This is a genomic window from Paenibacillus sp. NPDC057886 (assembly GCF_042796655.1).
Taxonomy (GTDB): domain Bacteria; phylum Bacillota; class Bacilli; order Paenibacillales; family Paenibacillaceae; genus Paenibacillus.
The window spans coordinates 192,887-213,943 of record NZ_JBHVMZ010000006.1; the positions used below are offsets into that span (position 1 = coordinate 192,887).

Here is a 21,057-nt window from a genome sequence, read left to right on the forward strand (position 1 = left end):
GGATATTTGCTTAAATACAGTTCTTTTTGTTCTAGCGTCAAGTATCATAGGTCACGTGTATCCATGCATGCATTACCTTTTTTGGGGGATGGGCCACTCACTCTATACCGATGCTCCCATCGCCTTATATGTTCCTAACAGGGCAATTCGGGTTAGTTGAAGAGCCATATGATGAGGTGAGCATACCTTAGTGTCAGCAAGCCATTTGTGAATAATTCCAGTTGTGGAGAAGCTGATGTGGTCCAGTAAAATATCCAGAGGCACTTGTACTTTTTGCTCCATGCCTAATTGGGAAATCCGATGAAAAAACGCGTCTTTAATCACTTCATTCAACCGGATGTTGAAACTTCCGGCGGGATTGATCAGTACCATCACCCGATAGAATTCATCATGCTCCAATATATGCTCAAACATTACTGCAAAAATGGGATCTGGCTCGTTAAATGAAGGTAGGCTCCCAAGATGGGCATTACGTTCCGCCAGTAACTGTTCAAGCAGTTGAAACTTCTCATTCACCATGCTGTTCAATAAATCATCCTTGTCCAGAAAGTGGGCGTAAAAGGTAGAGCGATTGATATTCGCTTGTTCGGCGATGTCCACGACACTAATTTCGGTGAAGGATTTCTGTGGGAGAATTTTCAGGAAAGCTTCGGAAATCATTACACGGGTCCGTAAAATTCTTCGATCCACTCCACGGGGGTCATTCACTTCTCATCACCTCGATAACAACGGATTGATCAACTTTGTCTTGGAGTAAGCAACCTCAGATGGTTAAGAAATGTAAGTTATGCAGGCATTGCACAACATAACGATTGATTGTGTTGCTTAATCGTCAAATTCTATCCAATTGATCGTTGATATCCAACAGATAATAGCTATCATAATAAATAAAACACACCAAATCAATCGGAAAAATAAAATATAGAATAAGGAATGAGGTCATACTTATGGAACTGTTTTGGTTTATTCCCACGCACGGGGATGGCAGATATCTTGGAACAAAAGAAGGGGCCCGGGCGGTCAGTTATCATTACTGCAAGCAGGTTGCACAAGCCGCGGATGAACTCGGATATGCCGGTGTTTTGTTACCTACGGGAAAGTCGTGTGAAGATGCTTGGATTGTTGCTTCATCGCTGATTTCTTCCACGAACAGGCTGAAGTTTCTTGTTGCTGCGCGTCCAGGTCTGATGATGCCGACCACAGCTGCACGCATGGCCGCAACCCTGGATCGTTTCTCCAATGGAAGACTGCTGATCAATGTGGTGGCTGGTGGAGATCCCATTGAGCTTGAAGGAGAAGGGCTGTTCCTGGATCACGATGAACGCTATGCGTTAGCCGATGAATTTCTGACCATTTGGCGCAAGGAATTGCAGGGAGAGGCGGTTGACTATGAAGGCAGATATCTGAAGGTTAAGGGTGGCTCCGTCCTGTATCCGACCATCCAAAAGCCACATCCCCCACTCTATTTTGGAGGTTCCTCGGAAGCCGCAATGGAAGTGGCAGCGGACCATGTCGATGTATATTTAACGTGGGGTGAGCCTCCGGGTCAGGTGGAAGCCAAGATTCATCAAATGCGGGAGCTGGCTGCGAAAAAAGGAAGAAGCATTCGTTTTGGCATACGTATGCATGTTATTGTGCGTACGACAGCAGATGAAGCATGGAAGGCCGCAAATGAGCTGATCTCCCACCTGGATGAGGAGACGATAGCCGCTGCCCAGAAGATCTATGCCCGCATGGATTCCGTGGGACAGCAGAGAATGGCCAGGCTGCATAATGGTGATCGTTCCAACCTAGAGATTAGCCCCAATCTGTGGGCGGGCATCGGCTTGGTCAGAGGTGGTGCCGGAACCGCACTTGTCGGTGATCCCGATCAGGTCGCAGCCAGAATCAGAGAATATGAAGAACTGGGGATTGAGACCTTCATTTTATCCGGTTATCCGCATCTGGAAGAAGCTTATCGTACGGCGGAGCTGCTGTTTCCAAAGCTTAAGTACTCGCAACATGGAGAAAGCGGAGATCATTCCTTTGTCGGTCCATATGGTGAAATCATTGCCAATAACAACATTCCGGGCCACATGGTCAAAACGGAAGTTACCGCCAAGTCCTAATATCATAACGGATTGCCAATGAAGACCTAATAGACACCTGAAGGCATTCGGCAATCGGGTGTCTATTTCATTTACTGTATCTTGGAGTCAATCGGACGCGAGTGTCCATCCTGGATGACCTCCTGGAACAAATCCTTGGATTCCGTAGGCCATGTACCTTGCTTCAGGAGTGCTTCCAAATCGCCTATGGTTACTGGGCGTGCGTGCCGTTTGAGAACGTAACCGAGCTGTCCGTTGGGCTCCACCGTGGCCGTTTCCAGATCGGCAATACTTGTAATCCCTTTTTCCCGCAGTTGCATCTCCAACTGGTCCACCGAAAAGCGCATGCGTTTCAAATTAGGCAGATTCAACTTCCCATCTTCCACGACAACCTTCGATTTTCCGCTCATCAGTTTTTCAAACCAATTAAACTTCAATTGTAATTGTTCAACAATCAGGAGTGTGAGGATAAATACCGCCGCTGACCCGATCGCTTTACCTAACTCATGGTTCGCAATTGGCTGCACGATCGTTGTTCCAATCGAGATAATAATGACCGTCGTGGCTACACTCATTTGCGAGATTGATTTACGCCCAGCAATCCGTAGCAGAATCATGCCAATGAGTACAAGCAAGATGGATTTCCATATCCAGTCCATTGGTTGTATTCCTTTCTGTACCAAATCATGTCTCGTATTTCTTAGCCTGTTCTTGAACTGGTTGAAATATACAATGGTTTAGGACAAGGGATGCGGATAAGGAAAATAGCGAAAATAGTCCCGACATTATAAGGACCATTATACTACATCCTAAAATAAGGAAATGACCGATATTATTATGGAGAGCTTTCTTCTAACAAAATGAGGAGTGATACAACGTACAATGTATACAAACATGATACAAAAGCATCTTTCCCAAGGAGATATGGAAGGCGTTATTAAACAAATAGCATATATTGGTGAAAAAAAGGATACAACTCAATTCGCTTTCTTGATTGAACTCCTAAAATCTACTGACAACACAATACTACGCAACAAAATTGCCATCGCTTTATCTGACATTGGAGATGATCGAGCAGTCGAACCGTTAATTGAAGTCATCACAGACCCCAAGACATCAGGAAGCAGAGGCACATTGCTATATGCTCTTGAAAACCTGAATTACATAGTACATATAGAGAACATTATTCCATTTATCGGTGATTCCAGCCTGGAAGTGAGCGCGCAGTCATTTATGTTGCTGGAGCAAATGATGGATAGGTTATCGGATTTACAAAACCTTAGGTGTCAACAAATTATTGAAATGCAAATCTCACATAACCAAAGCAAGCTTCTGGAAGTGGCATTAGACATGTTGAAAAAATGGAGGTATCAACTGTAGGAATTAGATGAACACGCTTCTTTCAATCTCACCTCCCTATCGTTTACAATAAGGAATTGAATGCAGCAAACGAAGGAGCGGGTCATATTGACAAAGCAGAAATACTATGTCGTCTGGGCAGGAAAGCAGCCTGGCGTATACAGCACATGGGCGGAATGCAAAGCACAGACAGATCATTTTACCGGAGCAAAATATAAATCGTATGAATCGAAAGCTGCTGCCGAAGAGGCCTATCGTGCGGGATGGAAAGGAAACTGGGGTACTGGCGCCAGTGGTTCAGGCGCTTCTTCGAAGTCGAAGTCTGGCAGTAACGGAAGAAGCGCGGGCATGGAGACCTCTGCAGAAATTGACTATGACAGTATCTCGGTTGATGTTGGTACGCGTGGGAATCCAGGGCCGGTGGAATATAAAGGCGTGGATACCCGCACGGGTGAGATTATTTTCTCCGTTGGGCCAATCTCCAAAGGTACAAACAACCTCGGGGAATTTCTGGCAATCGTACATGCCTTGGCGTATCTCAAAAAAGAGGGCAGTAGCAAGACGGTTTATACGGACTCCGTCAATGCGATGAAATGGTTGAAGCAAAAAGCGGTGTCCACCACACTCGCAAGGGATGCTTCCACCGAAGAGATCTGGCTGATGATTGACCGTGCAGAGCAGTGGCTCCGGACGAATACGTACAGCAATAAAGTGCTAAAATGGCAGACCAAGCAGTGGGGCGAAATCAAGGCCGACTACGGCCGAAAATAGCCCTATTTCTCTACAAATTCTGTATTATTAATTTTCTATGAGAAACGATGTTTACAATTTCCAGTTTCCATTCTATAATCAGTTCATTATGATAAGTTACACATATGAAGGAGCCTGTCATCAGCGGGCTCTTTTATATTTATGGACCTCAAAATCCATAAAATGTTGAAAGAGTATACTTTGCAGGAGGCAGACATGAGTTCCATTTATAGAAGTGAAGAAGGCAAGAGCAGCATACTTGAGGAATACGAAGCGTATGTTGAGCAATTGGGCGAAGGTTTTACACGAGAGTACGTCGAGACACGTTTTGGACAAACGCATGTTTTATTAACAGGTCCAGAAGACGGTAAGCCGCTATTTATTCTCCAGGGCGGAAATTGTGTGAATCCGATGACGTTGTCATGGTTCTCTTCCCTATTCAAAGAATACCGGATTATCGCGCCGGATACGATCGGTCATCCAGGCTACAGTGAAGAAACACGAATTTCGGCAAGGTTTGATAGTTTGGCTTTGTGGATTTCTGATTTGCTGGACCACTACAAGATCGAAAAAAGTGCGTTTATCGGTCCTTCCTTTGGAGGCGGAATTATCCTAAGACTGGCAACCTACATTCCAAACCGAATTGCATGTTCTGTTCTGGTAGCACCCGCTGGACTGGCCGTGGGATCCAAAATTAAAATGGCTCAGGATATCGTGTTGCCACTCGTAACGTACAAAATGACTTCTTCTCCAACTTCTTTGCAAAAGATCGCGGATATCATGTCATGCAGTTGTATGAAAGAAATAGATAAAAATATAATCGGGAAAATCTTCAAATACGTCAGTCTGGAGCAAGATATGCCCAAGCTTACGGAGCAGGAGGAATTGGTGAATTATACATCGCCAACACTGCTGCTGGTGGGAGAGAAAGATGTCTTTTTCCCGGCAGATAAGGTCATTGAAAGAGCTCAGAAGATTATTCCGAATGTCAAAGCAATCAAATACGACACAGGTCATTTTCCGTCTCAAGACGTGTTGATGCAGATGAACCGAGAAATTCAGCAATTCTTACAGAAGAATTATTAAATTTAGAAATTATTCAATATTTCCGCATGATTGTGATTCAAATTGCATCATTTGGTTTATATACATGGTTGGCGATGAAACGCCTGTCTGGTTGGACTGAATGATGCAACATGCGGCAAGTCTTCCGATCGACAAGGTTGAAAAGAGGGTCTGTTATGAAAAAGGACAATTGCAAAATGGCATTGCAACGCAATGTAATTTTAAATGATACATACCAGGTAAGACATCTCATGGCTAGCAGCGAGCTGGCTATTGTATATGCAGGAAGAGATCGGAATACAGGTGCGAAGGTAGCGATCAAGGAGTTTTTCCCGCAGAGGCTGGCGGCACGTCAGACCGACAAACGGGGAGTGTTCTGTTCTTCACGAGGGTTCAGTGGTCAGTATCAGGAGCTTCTTGCTGCATTTTTGGTAGAAGGAGAGCTGTTATCCACGTTAAATCACCCTCATATTGTTTCGTATGTGGATCATTTCGAAGAAAATGACACAGGGTATCTTGTTATGGAATACTGCACAGGGGTAACCTTAACCGAATATCTGATTGAGCGTAATCATGCGCTGGATGCGGCATTTATTACGGAGACGTTGCTTCCGTTGGTAGATACATTGGACCATATTCATAAGCAAGGAATTCTTCATCGCGATGTGAAGCCATCCAATATTATGGTGATGGAAGATGGTACACCCAAACTACTGGACTTCGGTTCGGCAGCTCGCTGGCCCGTACAGTCCGGGGAAAAACAGGCGATCTTTACATCGGCAGGGTACTCACCGCTGGAGTTCTACTCCGAGAAATCCACTCAGGGACCGATGTCAGACATATATAGCCTGGCAGCGTTGCTTCATTATTGGACATGCGGGCAGCCCCCTATGGACGTTAAGCAACGATTGTTCCGCGATGAATTACCGTCTGTGCGTTCTCATAATGAGTATGTGAACCGATGGCTCGCACGCGTTATTCACTGGGGATTGTCTGTTCGTTCCGAGCAACGCTGTGCGTCCCTCGCTTGGGTTAAGAGATCACTTCAAGTACAGGCATGGATGTGGAAAATACGCAAGCCTGGCACGGTAGAATGGGCTTTGGCTGAAAATGAACATACCCAAGTCTACGAAGCAGAGCCGAAGAAACAGCATGAGACGGCTTGATTGCAGCCTTCTCTTATACATATAGTCAAGTGTAACAAACAAGCCAGTTTGGTCCTTTCACGGATCGAACTGGCTTGTTTTTTTTGTTTTTAAGCCTAAAAGAAAAATTATTTCTTTTTTTAATTTATTTATGGAAGAATACTTCATTCTAACTCCAGGGTCTGCATATACTCCATTGGAAAGATGGAGTGATTAGCCAGAAAATCTGACGTAAGCGCCGGCTCCCGTCTTACACCAAACTGAGGGGGAATGTTGTGTGACCACCAACAGAAAGGGCTTCACAGTATCTTTGCTGCTAGTCGTTATGATGTCTATGCTGCTTGCCGCCTGCGGAGGAAATGACAATACGGCTGGTACACCGAGTCCGGGAAGCACTGGGGAGACGGGTACGGAAGCTGGAAAGCCGGTGACACTGGAGTTCTGGACGATTGCTCTGCAACCCACCTTCAACGATTATTTTAATGATTTAATTGCCAAGTATGAGAGCAGTCATCCTGGCGTGAAGGTCGAGTGGAAGGACTACCCTTATGATGCGATTTCACAGCGTTTATTGACCAGCACGGCCAGTGGCAAAAGCCCTGATGTTGTGAATCTCAATACCGAATTCGCCAGTCAATTGGGAAGTAAGGGAGCGCTGCTGAATCTGAATGAATACCTGACAGATGAGGAAGCAAAGAGTTACTTTGAAGGCATTTATAATTCTACTGTTTTGGATGGCAAAGCTTACGCGCTTCCTTGGTACACAGGTACCGAAGTGCTGTTCATGAATACCAAGCTGGTGAAGGAGGCAGGCCTTGATCCGGCAAATCCGCCGCAGACGCGAGAGGAGCTGGTGGAGTGGGCCCGTCAGGTCCATGAAAAGACTGGGGTGGCCGGTTATGCGCAGCAGCTAGTTTCCAAGCTGTTTCCAATCGACGGCATCCCGATTCTAAATGAGGACAAAACGGCCGCGGCTTTCAATACGCCGGAAGCAGAGGCAATGATCGCTCAAATGCGTGATCTGATGGCCGAAGGTGTGGTGCTGAAGGAGGATGCGGAATTCAGCAAGCAGATCCAGTATTTTTCCGGAGAGCAGGTCGCTTTCCAATTGTCGGGTCCAACCTTTATCAACTTCATCAAGAAGTCTGCACCGGATGTTTACAAGAATACAACTGCGGTAACGCTCCCAACGGGCAAAGCGAACCTGCGGCTCTCCAATTCCATGGATCTCGTTGTGCCACAGAAATCCAAAAACCCTGAGCAAGCGGTGGAATTTGCCGCCTTTATTACCAATGCAGAGAATCAGACTGCCTTCTCCAAGGTAGCCAACACACTTCCGTCAAGCAAAGCCTCCATTGAAGATCCATTTTTTACACAATCCGACGGATCGCTAGAAGCCGAAGCCAAGGTAGCTTCCTCCCAAAGTCTTGATAAAGCTACTGATTATATGGTCGGCGTACCGAATGCAGGAGATATCAACTCCGCATTGGCACGGGGCTTGCAGGAAATTTTGATGAACGGAGCAGATATTAAAGAAACATTGAACGCAGTAGAGAAGGAAGTCAACCAGATTCTTAACCAGGATTCCTGAACTTGTGCGATACAGTCTGATGAGGGGGAGTACTCCCCCTCGATCCTAGAAGAGAGGGAGGCGTAGCCGTGTACAAGGCGATTCGATCCGAATCTTTTGCTGCATGGGCGTTTATGGCACCGGGATTGTTGTTTCTGGCGGTTTTTACCTTTTGGCCGATTATTTACGGGATACCCCTCTCATTAACGGATTATTCTGTCATTACAGAGACACATTTCGTTGGTCTGGATAACTTCACCCGGGCCTTTCAAGATCACAATTTCCTGATTTCGCTGTGGAATTCGCTGGTGTATGTGCTGGTTGTGCCGGTGATTCAAATCATCTCGATCCTCATGGCCATTCTGGTCAACAGCCGGATTCCGGGTGTCAAAATGTTCAGGGCTGCCTACTACATACCGGTTGTAACTTCCATGGTCGCGGTGGCGCTGATCTGGAGCTGGCTGTTGGGCAATAACGGCGTGGTCAATTACCTGCTGCTGAAGGTTGGCATTCTCAGTGAGCAGGTCTCCTGGCTTTCCACGAGCAGTACGGCGCTGTATGTGCTGATGTTCATCACCATGTGGAAGGGTCTCGGCTATTACATGATGCTCTATCTGGCTGGACTTCAGGGGATTCCGGCAGATCTGTACGAAGCCGCCAGAGTGGATGGAGCAGGACCACTGAGACTGATTGTTCATGTGACGCTTCCGCTGCTGCGGCCGCATATTCTCTTTTGCACCGTAATTTCGGTGATGGGTGCCGTTCGTGTATTCGATGAGGTCTATATTCTGACCAAGGGCGGGCCGGGAACGTCCACGCTGACCTCAAGTGTATATATTTTTCAAAAAGGGCTGGAGCAATTCAATTTTGGTTATGCCTCAGCGCTTGGGCTGATCGTCAGTGTGATGGTAGCAGCTCTCAGTGTGTTGGTGTTCCGGCTGAACCGGAGAGGCGGGGTGAATACCTATTGATTCGGCGTACGCTTTCGTCTAAAAAAATGAAAAAAGGCCTTCGCCATTTGATCATTTATGTACTGTTGATTTTGCTCGCCCTGTTTATGATGGGTCCTTTTCTGTGGCTGCTCAGCGTATCGCTGATGCCTGGACGTAATGTGTTCGCGAATCCGCCAGCCATTCTCCCAACCTTCATCGCTTTCGATAACTACGTGCAGGTGTGGGAGTTCATGGATTTTCCACGCTACATCATAAATACGGTGGCGATTACGCTGCTGGGGGTGGTGTTTAACATTTTCTTGTCCTGCCTCACGGCGTATCCACTCGCAACCTTTCGGTTCAGGGGACGTAATCTGGTGTTCACTCTGTTGATCTCGACCATGATTATACCGTCGGCAACGGCGATGATTGTGCATTATTTAACCATTCAGGCATTTCATTTGGGCAATACGTTTCTTGGTGTTGTGCTTCCGGCCGCGGTGTCGGTATTTAACATCTTTCTGATGCGGCAAACGTTTCTGGGCATACCGACGGATATTCGGGATTCTGGCAAAATGGATGGAGCCTCCGAGTTCCGTGTCTTCGTGCAGCTTGTCATGCCATTGGTGAAACCAGGTGTTGCTGTTATTGGCTTGCTTGAGGTCATGGCATTCTGGAACAATTTCCTGTGGCCGATTGTGGTGCTGGATGATCCGCAGAAATATCCACTGGCCGCGGCCCTGACGTATCTGAACGGTCAGTTCTCGTATAACTTCGGCTGGATTGCCGCTGGAACAATGATCTCGGTGCTGCCGATTATCATCGTGTTTCTTTTCACCCAAAAATACTATATGGAAGGCATCGCCGGAGCGATTAAAGGATAAAAAACACAGAAAGGGTGATGGCATTCATGCCCAAGCAGTATAAGCTAACATTTGTCCCGCTAGATGAACGGCCTTGCAATTATGAATTCCCTTATTTGTTGGCACAGGGAACGGAATTCACAGTGGAGCGTCCCCCACTTGAAATCATGGGCCTGAAAAAACGTCCGGGCGATGTGGAACAGTTATGGACCTGGTTTGAGGAGAGCTGTACAGGGGCAGATGGAGCAGTCGTTGCCTTGGATACGTTGCTCTACGGCGGGATTATTCCTTCCCGGCTACATCACTTGAAGCCGGATGAATTGATGGTCCGTCTGGAGCGGCTTCGGGGGATCAAGCAGCGGTACCCGCAGCTAACCCTGTATGCGTTTCAACTGATTATGCGCTGCCCGCAATATTCCCTGTCAGACGAGGAGCCGGATTATTACGCCGACTGGGGAAGAGAAATTTTTCGCAAAGGTTTCATCAGCCATCGGCTGGAGTTGGGGATTGCTACTGATGAGGAGATCCGCGAGCTGGCCGATATCGATAACCGTCTACCAACTGAAGTGCTGGAAGATTACCTTGGACGCAGGGCGATAAATATTGAAGCGAACAAGCAAGTGCTGGCCCTGGTGAAAGAAGGGATTATTGAGTTCATGATTGTGCCGCAGGATGATTCGGCGCCTTATGGACATACCGCCAAGGATCAGGAGAAAGTGCGAGCCCGTATTACCGCCCTTGATCTGGAACTTAAAGTCTACATGTATCCTGGTGCAGACGAAGTTGGTTGCGTACTGCTCACCAAAATGATGAACAAGGCTCACGGCCGGATGCCGCTGGTGTACCCGCGATTATCATCTGTTCAGGGGGCGTTTGTTACCCCGCTATTCGAGGATCGATTTTTCTATGAGACGCTGAAATATCAGATTTTGGCTGCCGGTGGGTTGATTGCATCCAGTGAGACTGAAGCAGATCTGGTGCTGTTGGTTAGCACACCTGGAGAGACGATGGCGGAAGCGGTGTCGCAGCAGCATTCTTTTTACAGCTATGATGTATACCGAAATCTGATGGAACTGGTGGAATATGGGTACTTCCTGCTCAGGAGCAAGAAGAAGCCGGTGGCTGTAGCGGATGTGGGATATGCCAATGGTGGGGATCAGAAGCTGGTCAAGATGCTGCGGCAAAAAGACATGTTATTTGATCTGGCTGGATACGCGGCCTGGAATACCAGCTCCAACTCGCTGGGAACCGTCATTTCGCAGGCCATGATCTATCTGCTCTATGGTCGCACACCGTCGCATCTTGATTTCCTGGCCCTTCGGTATGCTGAGGATGTCTGCTATTGTTCAGTCGTTCGGGGAGAACTTAGCAATGGCCCGGTGCAGGAGATGGGCTATGGCAAATACTTGCTGGATGGGTCTCGCGGCCTTGTTGCCGCCCGAGTAGAGGAAAGGTTGCGTCAAGAGCTTGCTGTGCGGATCGATAATGCAGCGGGCAGTATCCAAATTACTGACTGTTACATGCCATGGAACCGAATGTTTGAAGTGGGCTTGTCTGTACGATTTGTACCCTCCAACCCTGGTAAGGAAAGCAGAATATAAGAGAGAGGGTGAGAACCCTGACAAAGGTAGTGCTGGAGAAACTGCATTTGGGGCTGATTGTTTCTTGCCAGGCGCTGGCTGACGAGCCGCTGCATGGTGCGGCGATGATGGCCCGCATGGCGGCGGCTGCGGAGGAAGGAGGGGCCGCTGGTATCCGGGCGAATGGGGCGGCAGATGTGCGTGCGATCAAGCAGACAGTCTCATTGCCTGTTATAGGCATCGTGAAGCGCAATTACCCGGATTCTGCTGTATATATTACCCCAACCCTCAGAGAAATTGACGAACTGCTGGTGGCCGGAGCGGATATCATTGCATTTGATGCGACCCGCCAGAGCAGGCCGGAAAATCATACATTGGAGCAAATCACCGCCTATCTGAACGCAAATGGGGTGGTTTCCATGGCAGACATCTCCATTCTGGAGGAAGCTTTATATGCTGAGTCACTTGGAGTCAGCTGTGTTTCGACTACCCTATCGGGTTATACACCGTATTCCCGACAGCAGGAAGGGCCGAATTTGGAGCTGCTGGAAATGTCCGCAAAGCGGTTGAAGATTCCGGTTATTTCCGAAGGGAGGATTAGTAAACCTTCTCAGGTGGAAGAGGCGATTGATCTGGGGGCATACGCTGTTGTGGTGGGCTCCGCAATAACTCGGCCACAGCTAATTACCCGACAGTTCGCAGCAGTGACCAGAAAAGCGAGGATGAAGAGTAATGGAGATGAATGACCGAATTAATACGTATTATCCTTCCATGACCAAGTCGGAGCAGAAGGTGGCCAGGTGCGTACGGGACAATCCGGATAATATCATCTATTTTTCTGTGACTGAGCTGGCTGATTTTGCTGGTACCGGAGAGACTACGGTGATGAGATTCTGCCGTAAAATCGGGTTTAAAGGCTATCAGGATTTCAAGTTGATGCTGGCCCAAGGGCTGCCGAAACGGCAGAACCAGCCAGACGGCGAGCAGGGAGAGGACGATTACGCCGACCATTTATATGCCTCGATGGTGGGGGTACTGCAATCCAGCTTGGGTATGCTGGATCGCAGCCAGTTGGAGCAGGCGGTGAAGTGTCTTGACAGCGCACGACATGTGCAATTCTTCGGCGTGGGCTCATCAGGCATTACCGCTATGGATGCCAAGAACCGATTTTTGCGTATCGGGCGGCGTGCGGAAGCGAATTCCGACAGCCATATCCAGTCCATGATGGCGGTAACGATGGGAGAAGGTGATGTGGCTTTTGGCATCAGCGTGTCCGGCAGTACGCTGGATACCAACGATATGCTGATGAAAGCCAAACAAAACGGGGCTAAGGTGATTGCCATGACGAACTATGCCAAATCCCCCATTGCTTCTATCGCAGATATCTTGCTCTTGACCGCGGGGAAGGAGTCTCCCCTTGAAGGCGGTTCTGTAGGAGCTAAAATCTCTCAGCTGTTTTTTATCGACTTGCTCTGTCAGGGACTGGAGCGCGAGCATGGCGAAGAGACTAAGAAGATGAAGGAATTAACGGCCAGGGCGGTTATCGACCGTATTTATTGAAGGGTTTGTGTGAATAGGGGGAAAGCGAATGCCGCAGGTCATTGGTGTGGATGTAGGAGGCACAGGCATTAAAGGGCTTGTGGTCAATGAAGCAGGAGTCGTTCTGGTGGAGGCTACATGTACAACCGAGGCACGGTTGGGCCGGAAGGCTATACTTGGCCAGCTGCGCGGGTTAGTAAGTGAACTGTTGTCTAGATGTGTAGACGTTAAGGCACTGGGCATTGCCTCGGCAGGAAGGGTGAATGTGGGAACGGGTGAAGTGATCCACGCAACGAACAATTTACCTGGCTGGCAGGGAATGCCACTGACACAGTGGGCAACTGCGGAATTTGGCCTGCCTTCAACTGCCGATAACGACGCCAATGCTGCACTGCTCGGCGAGGCGTGGCTTGGTATCGGCCGCGGTAAGCAGAACCTGGTTATGCTGACACTCGGAACTGGGGTTGGTGGGGCCAATATGGCATTTGGCAGGATGTTACGGGGAGTAGACTGGCGCGGTGGGGACTGGGGGCATAGTGTGATGGTGCCTGACGGTCTACCTTGCAATTGTGGCAAACGCGGCTGCGTGGAGCAATACATTTCCGGTAGTGCACTGATGCGGCTGGCGCGGGAACAGAAGGGCAACACGTATACTCACGGCCGAGAGATTATGGCCGCTGCAAGCCAGGGAGAAGCAATAGCGTTGTACATTCTAGAGCGTTACATAACTGATTTGGCCTTGGTTATTGCGAATATATCTGCCTCGATAGATCCGGAATTGATTATTCTTGGTGGCGGTGTGACCCAAGACCAGGCTATGTGGTGGCCGATGCTTACCGCTAGGTTATCCAGTGTCGGGTTGGCAGACCGGGTTTCAGTGGCTGAACTCGGTAACTGGGCAGGCTGTTTCGGGGCGGCGCAGCTGGCCTTGGAACGCCTGCGTGAGGACGGCATTGGCTGGTCTGAAGGCAGTGACAGGGAGGAGACAAAGCATGGGAATTGAACAGGAGAAACACAGTGATATCGTCATTATTGGCGGTGGTCTTGGCGGGACTACGGCTGCGCTGGCTGCAGCCAAGGCAGGGCTACGGGTACTTTTGACGGAAGAGACGGACTGGCTTGGCGGTCAATTGACCTCACAGGCAGTACCGCCGGATGAGCACCGCTGGATTGAACAATCTGGCAGTACAGCATTGTACCGTGAGTTCCGCAGCAGGGTCAGAGATTACTACAGACGGAATTACCCGCTTACGGATGTCGCCAAGAGCGACCCTTTTCTCAACCCCGGTAATGGCTGGGTGAGCCGTTTGGCGCATGAGCCAAAGGTAGCGCTTGCCGTTTTGCATGAAATGATGGCCCCTTACGTGAATACCGGTCGGATCGAGGTGCTTTATCATACCGTGCCAGTACAGGTAGATACAGAAGGTGACCGGGTGACTGGCGTGACTGTGCGTGAAGAGCGAAATGGGGGATTAATTAAGCTCCAGGGTGCCTATTATCTGGATGCTACAGAATGCGGTGATCTGCTTCCCCTCGCGGGAGTAGAGTATGTAAGTGGTGCGGAATCTCGGCGGGATACGGGTGAGCCACATGCCCTGGATGAAGCGGACCCGCTAGACATGCAGTCGATTACCCATGTGGCGGCAGTGGATTATGTGCCGGGTGGAGATTTCACGATCCCCCGTCCGAGGGATTATGATTACTGGCGTCAGTATGTTCCCTCGTTCTCGCTGTATCCGATCCTGAGCTGGTACGCTTCGGATGCCAATGATACCTCCAAGCTGAAAGAGTTCACGATGTTCCCTAATGATCAAGGCATAACCTCCCTGTGGGATTATCGGCGGATCGTTGACCCAGCTATATGGACAGAGCCACTGAATGATGGTGAAGTCACGCTGCTCAACTGGGCACTGAACGATTATTACGCTGGGCCGATCATTGGCGTATCGCCGGAGGAACGCGAGCGGCATCTGGAAGCGGCGAGGCAACTAACTCTTTCCTTGGTATACTGGCTTCAGACGGCAGCTCCCCGCCTGGATGGCGGAAAGGGTTATCCGGGCGTAAGGCTGCGTGGAGATGTGCTCGGTACGGAAGACGGTCTCGCGAAAGCACCGTATATTCGGGAATCACGGCGAATCCGAGGCGTATATACCATTACCGAGCAGGATGTGAGCAAGGAATTGCGCGGAGCAGAGGGAGCCAAACGTTACGAGGATAGTGTGGGTGTCGGCAGTTATCATCTGGATCTCCATCCGACAACCGTGAGCCAGCGGACCTTTTATATTCCGAACCATCCCTATGAGATTCCACTGGGTGCACTCATCCCGGTGCGGGTTAAGAACTTGCTCCCGGCTTGCAAGAATATCTCCATGACCCAGATCGCGAACGGTTGTTACCGCCTGCATCCCACCGAATGGAATATTGGCGAGGCTGCCGGTACCCTTGCAGCTTATGCCATTGCACAGCAAGTTGAACCCTCAGAGGTGAGGGCTTCGGCGGAGCATCTTCACGCCTATCAGGCACAGCTGATTCGGCAGGGTGTTCAGCTTCATTGGACAGATGCGGAGCTGGCAGGGGAGTGTTAGACAGACTTAGGGATAAAAAAAGATGATTCCTGTTCTGAGTTCTGAACAGGAATCATCTTCTGTAAGTCGATTAAGTCTTTTTGTTCAACTGTTTATATAATAGTGCCATTGCGGATGATAATTCTCATCAATACTGGGATATTTATCACATGGCCTGCTGTGGATCTTTCTTTTGTCCTACATAGATATTGGTACTTGGTTTGATGGCTTTGTATCGAATTTCAATCTCCGTGACACCATCTTCAAACGTAATATACAACTTTTCATTATACTCCAGAGCTTCTGTATGTCTGGGTTTCACTGGTGTTCGTCCCCGAACGACTGTGCAGTTCGTGTCATGCCGTATCAATAACGTTTCCTTTTTACCAGCCTCCAGCCAGATTCGTCCTGACTCCGGTACCTTAACCCCAATGTCCATACGATCAAATAGTTCACTGAGACTTACTTTTCGTCGCTCCAATGAAGTCAGTGGCCAATTCGTCACGGGAATATCTTCTCCGTTTGCAGTGGCCAAGAAGTATCCTTCCAGTCTTCCACGGAATACAGGTTTTGGTTTCAGTACAAACCAATAAAGGGCGGAGATTCCCCCGACTGCGAGGAGACCGAGTCCCGTATATAGAAGTATCTTTTCACGTAAAGAATGAATTTGCAACTGAATGTCTGCGGTTACACTCGCGCCTTCAGAATCCGTGGCGGTCACCGTAATGGATGAACTACCGGTGTGGAGCGAAGACCAACGCAGGATATTACCTTCAATGACAGCATCTCCGAGTTTGCGCTCACTCCCACCTTCGGCGAGGGCATACGTTAATGGATCATTATTGGTATCCTTAAAATATTTGCTTAGGTCAACCTCTGTATTGCTATCGTCTTTGGATAACACCATGGACTCCCCTGTTGCTACGGGGGCCTGATTCGTAATATCTACTTCAACGGGAGTGATCTCCCGATAAAAGTCAGGACCATCAATCCGAAGTCCCCATGTGTATAGATCCGATTTTGGAAAAGTGTATTTTCCCGTAAATCCGCTGCCTGTATTGGTCAAAGGGATACGCTCTGTTTTTCCATCAGACGGGGTCACAATGAGTTCTGCTTCAAGCCCCTTGTATACATTCAAATCCTGAATGGGTTTAGGGTCCACGGCCTGATCGTAGAGAGAGGCTTCAAATGTGATGCTTTTCCCCTTTACGGGTTGTTCCGTTGCCATATGTGCAACCGCAGACACGTTATAGTTTCCAAGTAGGTTGATCTTCACTAAATCTCCGCTGCGCCCCTTGAATTTCAGCTTGAACTGTCCTTTGACCGGACGAATGATCTTCATTAGAGCATATTTATCAGATCGGATGAAGCTGACATTGCTGGACTGATAATACAGCTGCGCTTCAGAGACAGCATGATCAGAGAGCATGATAATGTTGGCATCCGCCATGCTTGAATTGGGAATGTCCACAGTTACCTCCTGCATTGCCCCTGTTGCTGTTACTGCCGCCACAGATACAAGAACAGATTGAATCTGATCTGCAAAAATCCGGTTGAAAATTTCAGGCAAGTCGTCTGCACTTCCCGTGATAAAGGAAGATCCACCCGTTTCCTGAGCTATCCGCTCCAATTCAGCGGGGTTAACCGTACCATCGCGGTTTAGTCCGACGGTATAGATTGGATAATCAGCTTTTTGAGCCATCTCAATAACCTTGTCCACATCTTTGGAAGAATCAGCTGGTGTTCTGCTCGACGAACCACGCAAATCTGTTTCCCCGTCAGAGAGCAAAATCATAAATGGCTTTCGTTTGTCCGTCTGGGACTGTTCAAGCAAGCTCGCACCTCGGCGCAAGCCAAGTCCAAGATCTGTATAACCTGAGCGTTTTAAGCCATCAACACGACTACGAAGGTTATTTCGTGCCCCAGAGGATGATATATCCATTAGAGGTACGGATGAAGTGATTTGATCATTATAAGCTACGAATCCCAATCGGGTCTTAGGTCCACTACTCATATCCATAAACATATGTATAACTTCTTCGGCTATGCGATCTTTGTCGGTCTCATTCATGGAGTAGCTAACATCCAGGACAAACATGGCATCAAGCCCTTCATACGCGTGGGTCTTGACAGACGATTCAGCGTACGCGCTCCCAATGTCCCATGCTGGAATTAAAACGCTAATCACTAATAGGGAGAACAGTATCTTTTTGCATTTAATTAATATCATGTGAGGCTTCGAATCTCCTTTCTGGTTTGAAAACTTCGGTTCATTTTTTGGGGAATATTAAAATTTTTTTGAAAAACTTTTGCTTATTCACGATATAACGCCGTTATGCGTAGTTTTCATTATTTGAGAATAATGCAACACCGCATACTTTAAGTCTTTTTACTCTTGATTAGGAGGGAAACCCCACTAGTCTTAAATCATTGAACAGCATCCAAATTATAGGATATTCTATATCATCGGCATGATTCGTAAGGAAGTGAAGCGAATTCCAAAAATTAGTTCCATAGGTATATCGAAGGTTGTAAAATGATCTTTTAGACCTATAGTGGGTAATATTGACAAAACATATCGCTGATGATTAAGATGAATTCCATAAATCTCCAAAGCAAACGGCATAATCTGGTACATAAGTTCCAGTCGTATGTTGACAGCTCGTTCTATTGGTCTTGTGTTTGCTGGGAGCATTGATTCTCCTGGATCATGACTGAAGGCTGATAGAGACGTGCGGAGTGTCAAAAATTGATGGAGGGGGGGAAGCATTCGCCCGAATGAATCATCATCTTGGCGGATGTTGCCTGAATGGACATTATTAATCAAACGAACCGAACGATGCTTTTTGAAGAAATTAATCCCGAGAAGTTGGACTTGATCACCATTGTCGGTGATGTTAAGGGCATCGACAGTCTGAGTGACGATAAGATCAAGGAGATTAACGAACACTTGCTTGTTCGTAGCTTCGATGAGTTCCTGGACAAGTTCTCACCTAGCGTGTACTCCTTTTTCAATGCGGTAAACCAGAAAGTTATGTATACGCTTAAAAAGCCGGAAGGTATTCCGGAAGAAGCGATCTCGGAGATCAAGATTGACCATAGCAACGACTTTCTGAGAATGCTGTTCACCCTGATCGATACCAAGCGTAGTCAAGGTATTACGAACGTTGATTTCAAGTTTGAAAATCTGCTCGATATGATCTCACCGAAGAAAGTCATGGATGACATTCGTCAGGTACGGAAGGAGATTCATTACATGTATGGCCAGCATGAGAAGCTGGATGACGGCGATCCGAAGAAGCTGGATATCGGGGATAAGCTGAATGTCATGTTTGAAGATGCAAGCCGGAACTATAACAATGTTATGGCCATGCTTCCACTCGCCATTGAAGATATCAAGACGCGTTTGTTGTTGGGCCGGGCTCAGGAAGAAACATCCTCTGAAGCGATCCAGGTGGGACAACTTACGATCGGTGAGAGCGGAGAATTGAAAATTATCGAAGCTCCGAAGAGTGATAACAACGAGTTGATGCTTCTCGATGAAGCGACAAGCACCGATTTGACGCAAGTATTTGCCGAAGATTATGACTCACTCTCCGAGACACCTTCGCCGTATGTACAGGATCTGGTGGTTCGCACATTCTGCCCGCTTCCTGCGGTTCAATCTGAAGTGGATACAGCTGTAGAAGTGCAGAACTACAATACATACCTGGAGTTTTACAAAAATGCCAAGGATGATTTTGTGAAAACCGTAAAACCGCTGGTCGAGAAAATTTTGGGTGTCAAAATGTTCTTTGACCAATATGCGATTAAGAATAAAGGCATGCTTCCTTCCATGCTGATCTCAAATGCCAAGCTGGATATGCTCGTCAAGAGCAGTAATATTCCCCGGCTTGAAACATATCTCAACACTGTCAACGCGAAGAATGATTTTACCGACACGATCTGGTTCGGTATCGTTCCATCCGTAGAGCTGGAAAATACAGGCCAAGTTAAAGTCAGCCGTGCCCGTTTCCGTGGTAACGAGAAAGTGGTTAAACAAGACGGAAACAGCATGGAATCTCTGGCAATGCTCTTGCAAGTCGTTAAGGATTATAAGGTGCAGGTGTTCTTCAGCTTTGAATCCGGGGAAGAAACCACCTTCAGCAGTATGGCTACCGCAGGTATTGATAAGTATATCGATAAATGTTCAGTGTTGACCCGCAAGGAATACAGCGAGTTTGCCATTCCAAGTGCTCCAAACTTCACGATTATTCCCAAGGAGAAATCGGGTGTCGTTATCGACAGTCGCATGCTTCAGACAGAGAATGGTGTGGAACTCTCGAAGGAGAAGGAAGACATTCTGAAACTGTGGATTGAAGGCGTGTATGTTGGGGCGTCCTATGTATCTGCAGGGATTGTTGCTGCATATCAGTGTCCGGAATACCTGAAAGGGGCTTTCAAGAACGTCAACCGTGATTATCCGGGTGTACGTTTTGACATTGAGGCAGGGGACAACAGCTTGCGTGTTGTAACAACGATGACCAAAGAAATTTCCGGATTTACAAATACCATCAAGGATTTGATTAACCGAAAAAACTTTGGATTTATTTTCTCATCGGAAAATGCCCAAATCCAGGATAGCGACATCAAGCGGATCACAGTCTATAAAGCGAGAAGCATGGCGATGTCCGAAGATGGTTTCGATTCCTTGTACAAAACACTTGTAAGTACTTACATTGAGCGCTTGCTCCGTTTCCAAACCGGTGATTTCAAGCATGAAAATATCGTCAAATTCTTCAGCAACAATCCGAGCAGTCAGAAGAGCCGGTGGCTGGGAACTCGAGGGTCGATCAATTCGATCATTCAGGAAGGCGACGACATGAGCTTTATCATCGATGAAAAGAGCAACATGTGCCACATTGACCTGGTATTTAACGGCAACGTGAAGAACCTGGAGGTCATGATTACTAAAGGCACCAGTGCGATGAAAGTGTAAGAATACCATTGGAACAAGTCTGACTATTAAATATGATTCATCAAACAACGTATTATAGACATTAATTTTGGTGTTAGAGGCAGACTTCATCGTTTTGCCTTTATACATATATTCCGGTGCCTCTCCCGAGATGGGGAGCATACCGGGCACATTTTTTCCTAATCTTAAGGAGGTTTTTATTAATGGGTTTTGTATTGAAAGTAGAAGGCGCAGAAACAATCGAATTGGGAATGGATAATATCCGTACAGTTGTGTATGACACGGATACACCAGATGATTCCAACGCTAGATCCACAGATGTAGGCGCAACACTTCGCATCAGCGGCAAAATTATCACTGCAACCGACGGTGACAATGCAGATGACACGATGAAACTTGCTTTGTGGTCCCTCGTGCCTGCTGAAAAAGCGGATTGCTACCGCAAAGTAACCCTGGAAGTGGTTGCAGCGGATCAAGTGGTACGCAAAATTTACTTGCCAAACGCATTTGTTGTGGATTACACAGAGCGTTTCGGTGATACCGAAGGCGTAGGTGAATTCAGCCTGTTCATCAAACAGAAAAAAGACAAAACTGAATTCACTAAAATTGAAGGCGGCTTCCCTGTATAAAAGGGAACAACTGTTGT

18 protein-coding genes are annotated in these 21,057 nt (G+C 47.7%); 15 read left to right on the plus strand and 3 right to left on the minus strand.

Features of this window, described 5'->3' with window-relative positions; translation table 11 throughout:
• Positions 1 to 102 precede the first annotated feature (102 nt).
• Positions 103 to 708, minus strand: coding sequence for a TetR/AcrR family transcriptional regulator (locus tag ACFVQB_RS21020; protein ID WP_379443443.1), 606 nt, complete (start codon positions 706 to 708; stop codon positions 103 to 105).
• A gap of 239 nt (positions 709 to 947) precedes the next feature.
• On the opposite strand from ACFVQB_RS21020, the gene ssuD reads away from it, so the two are divergent.
• Positions 948 to 2,108 (plus strand): FMNH2-dependent alkanesulfonate monooxygenase, encoded by a 1,161-nt coding sequence (gene ssuD / locus ACFVQB_RS21025; protein WP_379443446.1) that lies wholly within the window; start codon positions 948 to 950, stop codon positions 2,106 to 2,108.
• Positions 2,109 to 2,179: 71 nt separating this feature from the next.
• Here ssuD and ACFVQB_RS21030 read toward each other — a convergent pair whose 3' ends face one another.
• On the minus strand, positions 2,180 to 2,746 hold the full coding sequence (locus ACFVQB_RS21030) for a DUF421 domain-containing protein (protein ID WP_379443450.1): 567 nt from the start codon (positions 2,744 to 2,746) through the stop codon (positions 2,180 to 2,182).
• Positions 2,747 to 2,969: 223 nt separating this feature from the next.
• Here ACFVQB_RS21030 and ACFVQB_RS21035 point away from each other — a divergent pair, with 223 nt between their 5' ends.
• From ACFVQB_RS21035 to ACFVQB_RS21090, 12 genes are all read left to right on the plus strand, one after another.
• Positions 2,970 to 3,467, plus strand: a complete 498-nt coding sequence (locus ACFVQB_RS21035) for a HEAT repeat domain-containing protein (protein ID WP_379443454.1) — start codon at positions 2,970 to 2,972, stop codon at positions 3,465 to 3,467.
• Between the two features lie 87 nt (positions 3,468 to 3,554).
• Positions 3,555 to 4,217 (plus strand): ribonuclease H, encoded by a 663-nt coding sequence (rnhA, locus tag ACFVQB_RS21040; RefSeq protein ID WP_379443459.1) that lies wholly within the window; start codon positions 3,555 to 3,557, stop codon positions 4,215 to 4,217.
• Positions 4,218 to 4,412: 195 nt separating this feature from the next.
• The gene (locus ACFVQB_RS21045) at positions 4,413 to 5,282 is read left to right on the plus strand and encodes an alpha/beta fold hydrolase (protein ID WP_379443463.1); all 870 of its coding nucleotides are present in this window, start codon (positions 4,413 to 4,415) and stop codon (positions 5,280 to 5,282) included.
• Between the two features lie 155 nt (positions 5,283 to 5,437).
• Positions 5,438 to 6,427, plus strand: a complete 990-nt coding sequence (locus tag ACFVQB_RS21050) for a serine/threonine protein kinase (RefSeq protein WP_379443465.1) — start codon at positions 5,438 to 5,440, stop codon at positions 6,425 to 6,427.
• 256 nt (positions 6,428 to 6,683) lie between these two features.
• Complete coding sequence (locus ACFVQB_RS21055) at positions 6,684 to 7,997, plus strand: ABC transporter substrate-binding protein (RefSeq protein WP_379443468.1); 1,314 nt, start codon at positions 6,684 to 6,686, stop codon at positions 7,995 to 7,997.
• A 68-nt stretch (positions 7,998 to 8,065) separates the two neighbouring features.
• The gene (locus tag ACFVQB_RS21060) at positions 8,066 to 8,947 is read left to right on the plus strand and encodes a carbohydrate ABC transporter permease (RefSeq protein WP_379443470.1); all 882 of its coding nucleotides are present in this window, start codon (positions 8,066 to 8,068) and stop codon (positions 8,945 to 8,947) included.
• A gap of 26 nt (positions 8,948 to 8,973) precedes the next feature.
• Complete coding sequence (locus ACFVQB_RS21065) at positions 8,974 to 9,792, plus strand: carbohydrate ABC transporter permease (protein ID WP_379444447.1); 819 nt, start codon at positions 8,974 to 8,976, stop codon at positions 9,790 to 9,792.
• Between the two features lie 26 nt (positions 9,793 to 9,818).
• Entirely contained in the window at positions 9,819 to 11,372 is a 1,554-nt protein-coding gene (locus ACFVQB_RS21070) for a DUF4127 family protein (RefSeq protein ID WP_379443473.1), read from the plus strand.
• A 17-nt stretch (positions 11,373 to 11,389) separates the two neighbouring features.
• A complete protein-coding gene (locus ACFVQB_RS21075; RefSeq protein WP_379444450.1) occupies positions 11,390 to 12,097 on the plus strand; it encodes an N-acetylmannosamine-6-phosphate 2-epimerase in 708 nt (235 codons plus the stop codon).
• A complete protein-coding gene (locus ACFVQB_RS21080; RefSeq protein WP_379443477.1) occupies positions 12,084 to 12,911 on the plus strand; it encodes a MurR/RpiR family transcriptional regulator in 828 nt (275 codons plus the stop codon). The genes ACFVQB_RS21075 and ACFVQB_RS21080 overlap by 14 nt, the downstream gene beginning before the upstream one ends.
• Positions 12,912 to 12,939: 28 nt before the next feature.
• A complete protein-coding gene (locus ACFVQB_RS21085; protein ID WP_379443481.1) occupies positions 12,940 to 13,893 on the plus strand; it encodes an ROK family protein in 954 nt (317 codons plus the stop codon).
• The gene (locus ACFVQB_RS21090) at positions 13,883 to 15,475 is read left to right on the plus strand and encodes an FAD-dependent oxidoreductase (protein ID WP_379443484.1); all 1,593 of its coding nucleotides are present in this window, start codon (positions 13,883 to 13,885) and stop codon (positions 15,473 to 15,475) included. Before ACFVQB_RS21085 ends, ACFVQB_RS21090 begins: the two co-directional genes overlap by 11 nt.
• A gap of 145 nt (positions 15,476 to 15,620) precedes the next feature.
• Here ACFVQB_RS21090 and ACFVQB_RS21095 read toward each other — a convergent pair whose 3' ends face one another.
• On the minus strand, positions 15,621 to 17,684 hold the full coding sequence (locus tag ACFVQB_RS21095; protein WP_379443488.1) for a vWA domain-containing protein: 2,064 nt from the start codon (positions 17,682 to 17,684) through the stop codon (positions 15,621 to 15,623).
• Between the two features lie 579 nt (positions 17,685 to 18,263).
• Between ACFVQB_RS21095 and ACFVQB_RS21100 the strand changes: the two genes are divergently transcribed.
• Both ACFVQB_RS21100 and ACFVQB_RS21105 read left to right on the plus strand, forming a co-directional pair.
• Entirely contained in the window at positions 18,264 to 20,432 is a 2,169-nt protein-coding gene (locus tag ACFVQB_RS21100; protein WP_062329792.1) for a hypothetical protein, read from the plus strand.
• A gap of 182 nt (positions 20,433 to 20,614) precedes the next feature.
• Complete coding sequence (locus ACFVQB_RS21105; protein WP_053781361.1) at positions 20,615 to 21,040, plus strand: hypothetical protein; 426 nt, start codon at positions 20,615 to 20,617, stop codon at positions 21,038 to 21,040.
• Positions 21,041 to 21,057: the final 17 nt, after the last annotated feature.

Excerpts from the sequence above, each read along its gene's own strand:
- ssuD (WP_379443446.1), top strand. The coding sequence starts at position 948 with ATGGAACTGTTTTGGTTTATTCCCACGCACGGGGATGGCAGATATCTT.
- ACFVQB_RS21030 (WP_379443450.1), bottom strand. The coding sequence starts at position 2,746 with ATGGACTGGATATGGAAATCCATCTTGCTTGTACTCATTGGCATGATT.
- ACFVQB_RS21035 (WP_379443454.1), top strand. The coding sequence starts at position 2,970 with ATGTATACAAACATGATACAAAAGCATCTTTCCCAAGGAGATATGGAA.
- ACFVQB_RS21045 (WP_379443463.1), top strand. The coding sequence starts at position 4,413 with ATGAGTTCCATTTATAGAAGTGAAGAAGGCAAGAGCAGCATACTTGAG.
- ACFVQB_RS21050 (WP_379443465.1), top strand. The coding sequence starts at position 5,438 with ATGAAAAAGGACAATTGCAAAATGGCATTGCAACGCAATGTAATTTTA.
- ACFVQB_RS21065 (WP_379444447.1), top strand. The coding sequence starts at position 8,974 with ATGAAAAAAGGCCTTCGCCATTTGATCATTTATGTACTGTTGATTTTG.
- ACFVQB_RS21070 (WP_379443473.1), top strand. The coding sequence starts at position 9,819 with ATGCCCAAGCAGTATAAGCTAACATTTGTCCCGCTAGATGAACGGCCT.
- ACFVQB_RS21080 (WP_379443477.1), top strand. The coding sequence starts at position 12,084 with ATGGAGATGAATGACCGAATTAATACGTATTATCCTTCCATGACCAAG.
- ACFVQB_RS21085 (WP_379443481.1), top strand. The coding sequence starts at position 12,940 with ATGCCGCAGGTCATTGGTGTGGATGTAGGAGGCACAGGCATTAAAGGG.
- ACFVQB_RS21090 (WP_379443484.1), top strand. The coding sequence starts at position 13,883 with ATGGGAATTGAACAGGAGAAACACAGTGATATCGTCATTATTGGCGGT.
- ACFVQB_RS21095 (WP_379443488.1), bottom strand. The coding sequence starts at position 17,684 with ATGATATTAATTAAATGCAAAAAGATACTGTTCTCCCTATTAGTGATT.
- ACFVQB_RS21100 (WP_062329792.1), top strand. The coding sequence starts at position 18,264 with ATGGACATTATTAATCAAACGAACCGAACGATGCTTTTTGAAGAAATT.
- ACFVQB_RS21105 (WP_053781361.1), top strand. The coding sequence starts at position 20,615 with ATGGGTTTTGTATTGAAAGTAGAAGGCGCAGAAACAATCGAATTGGGA.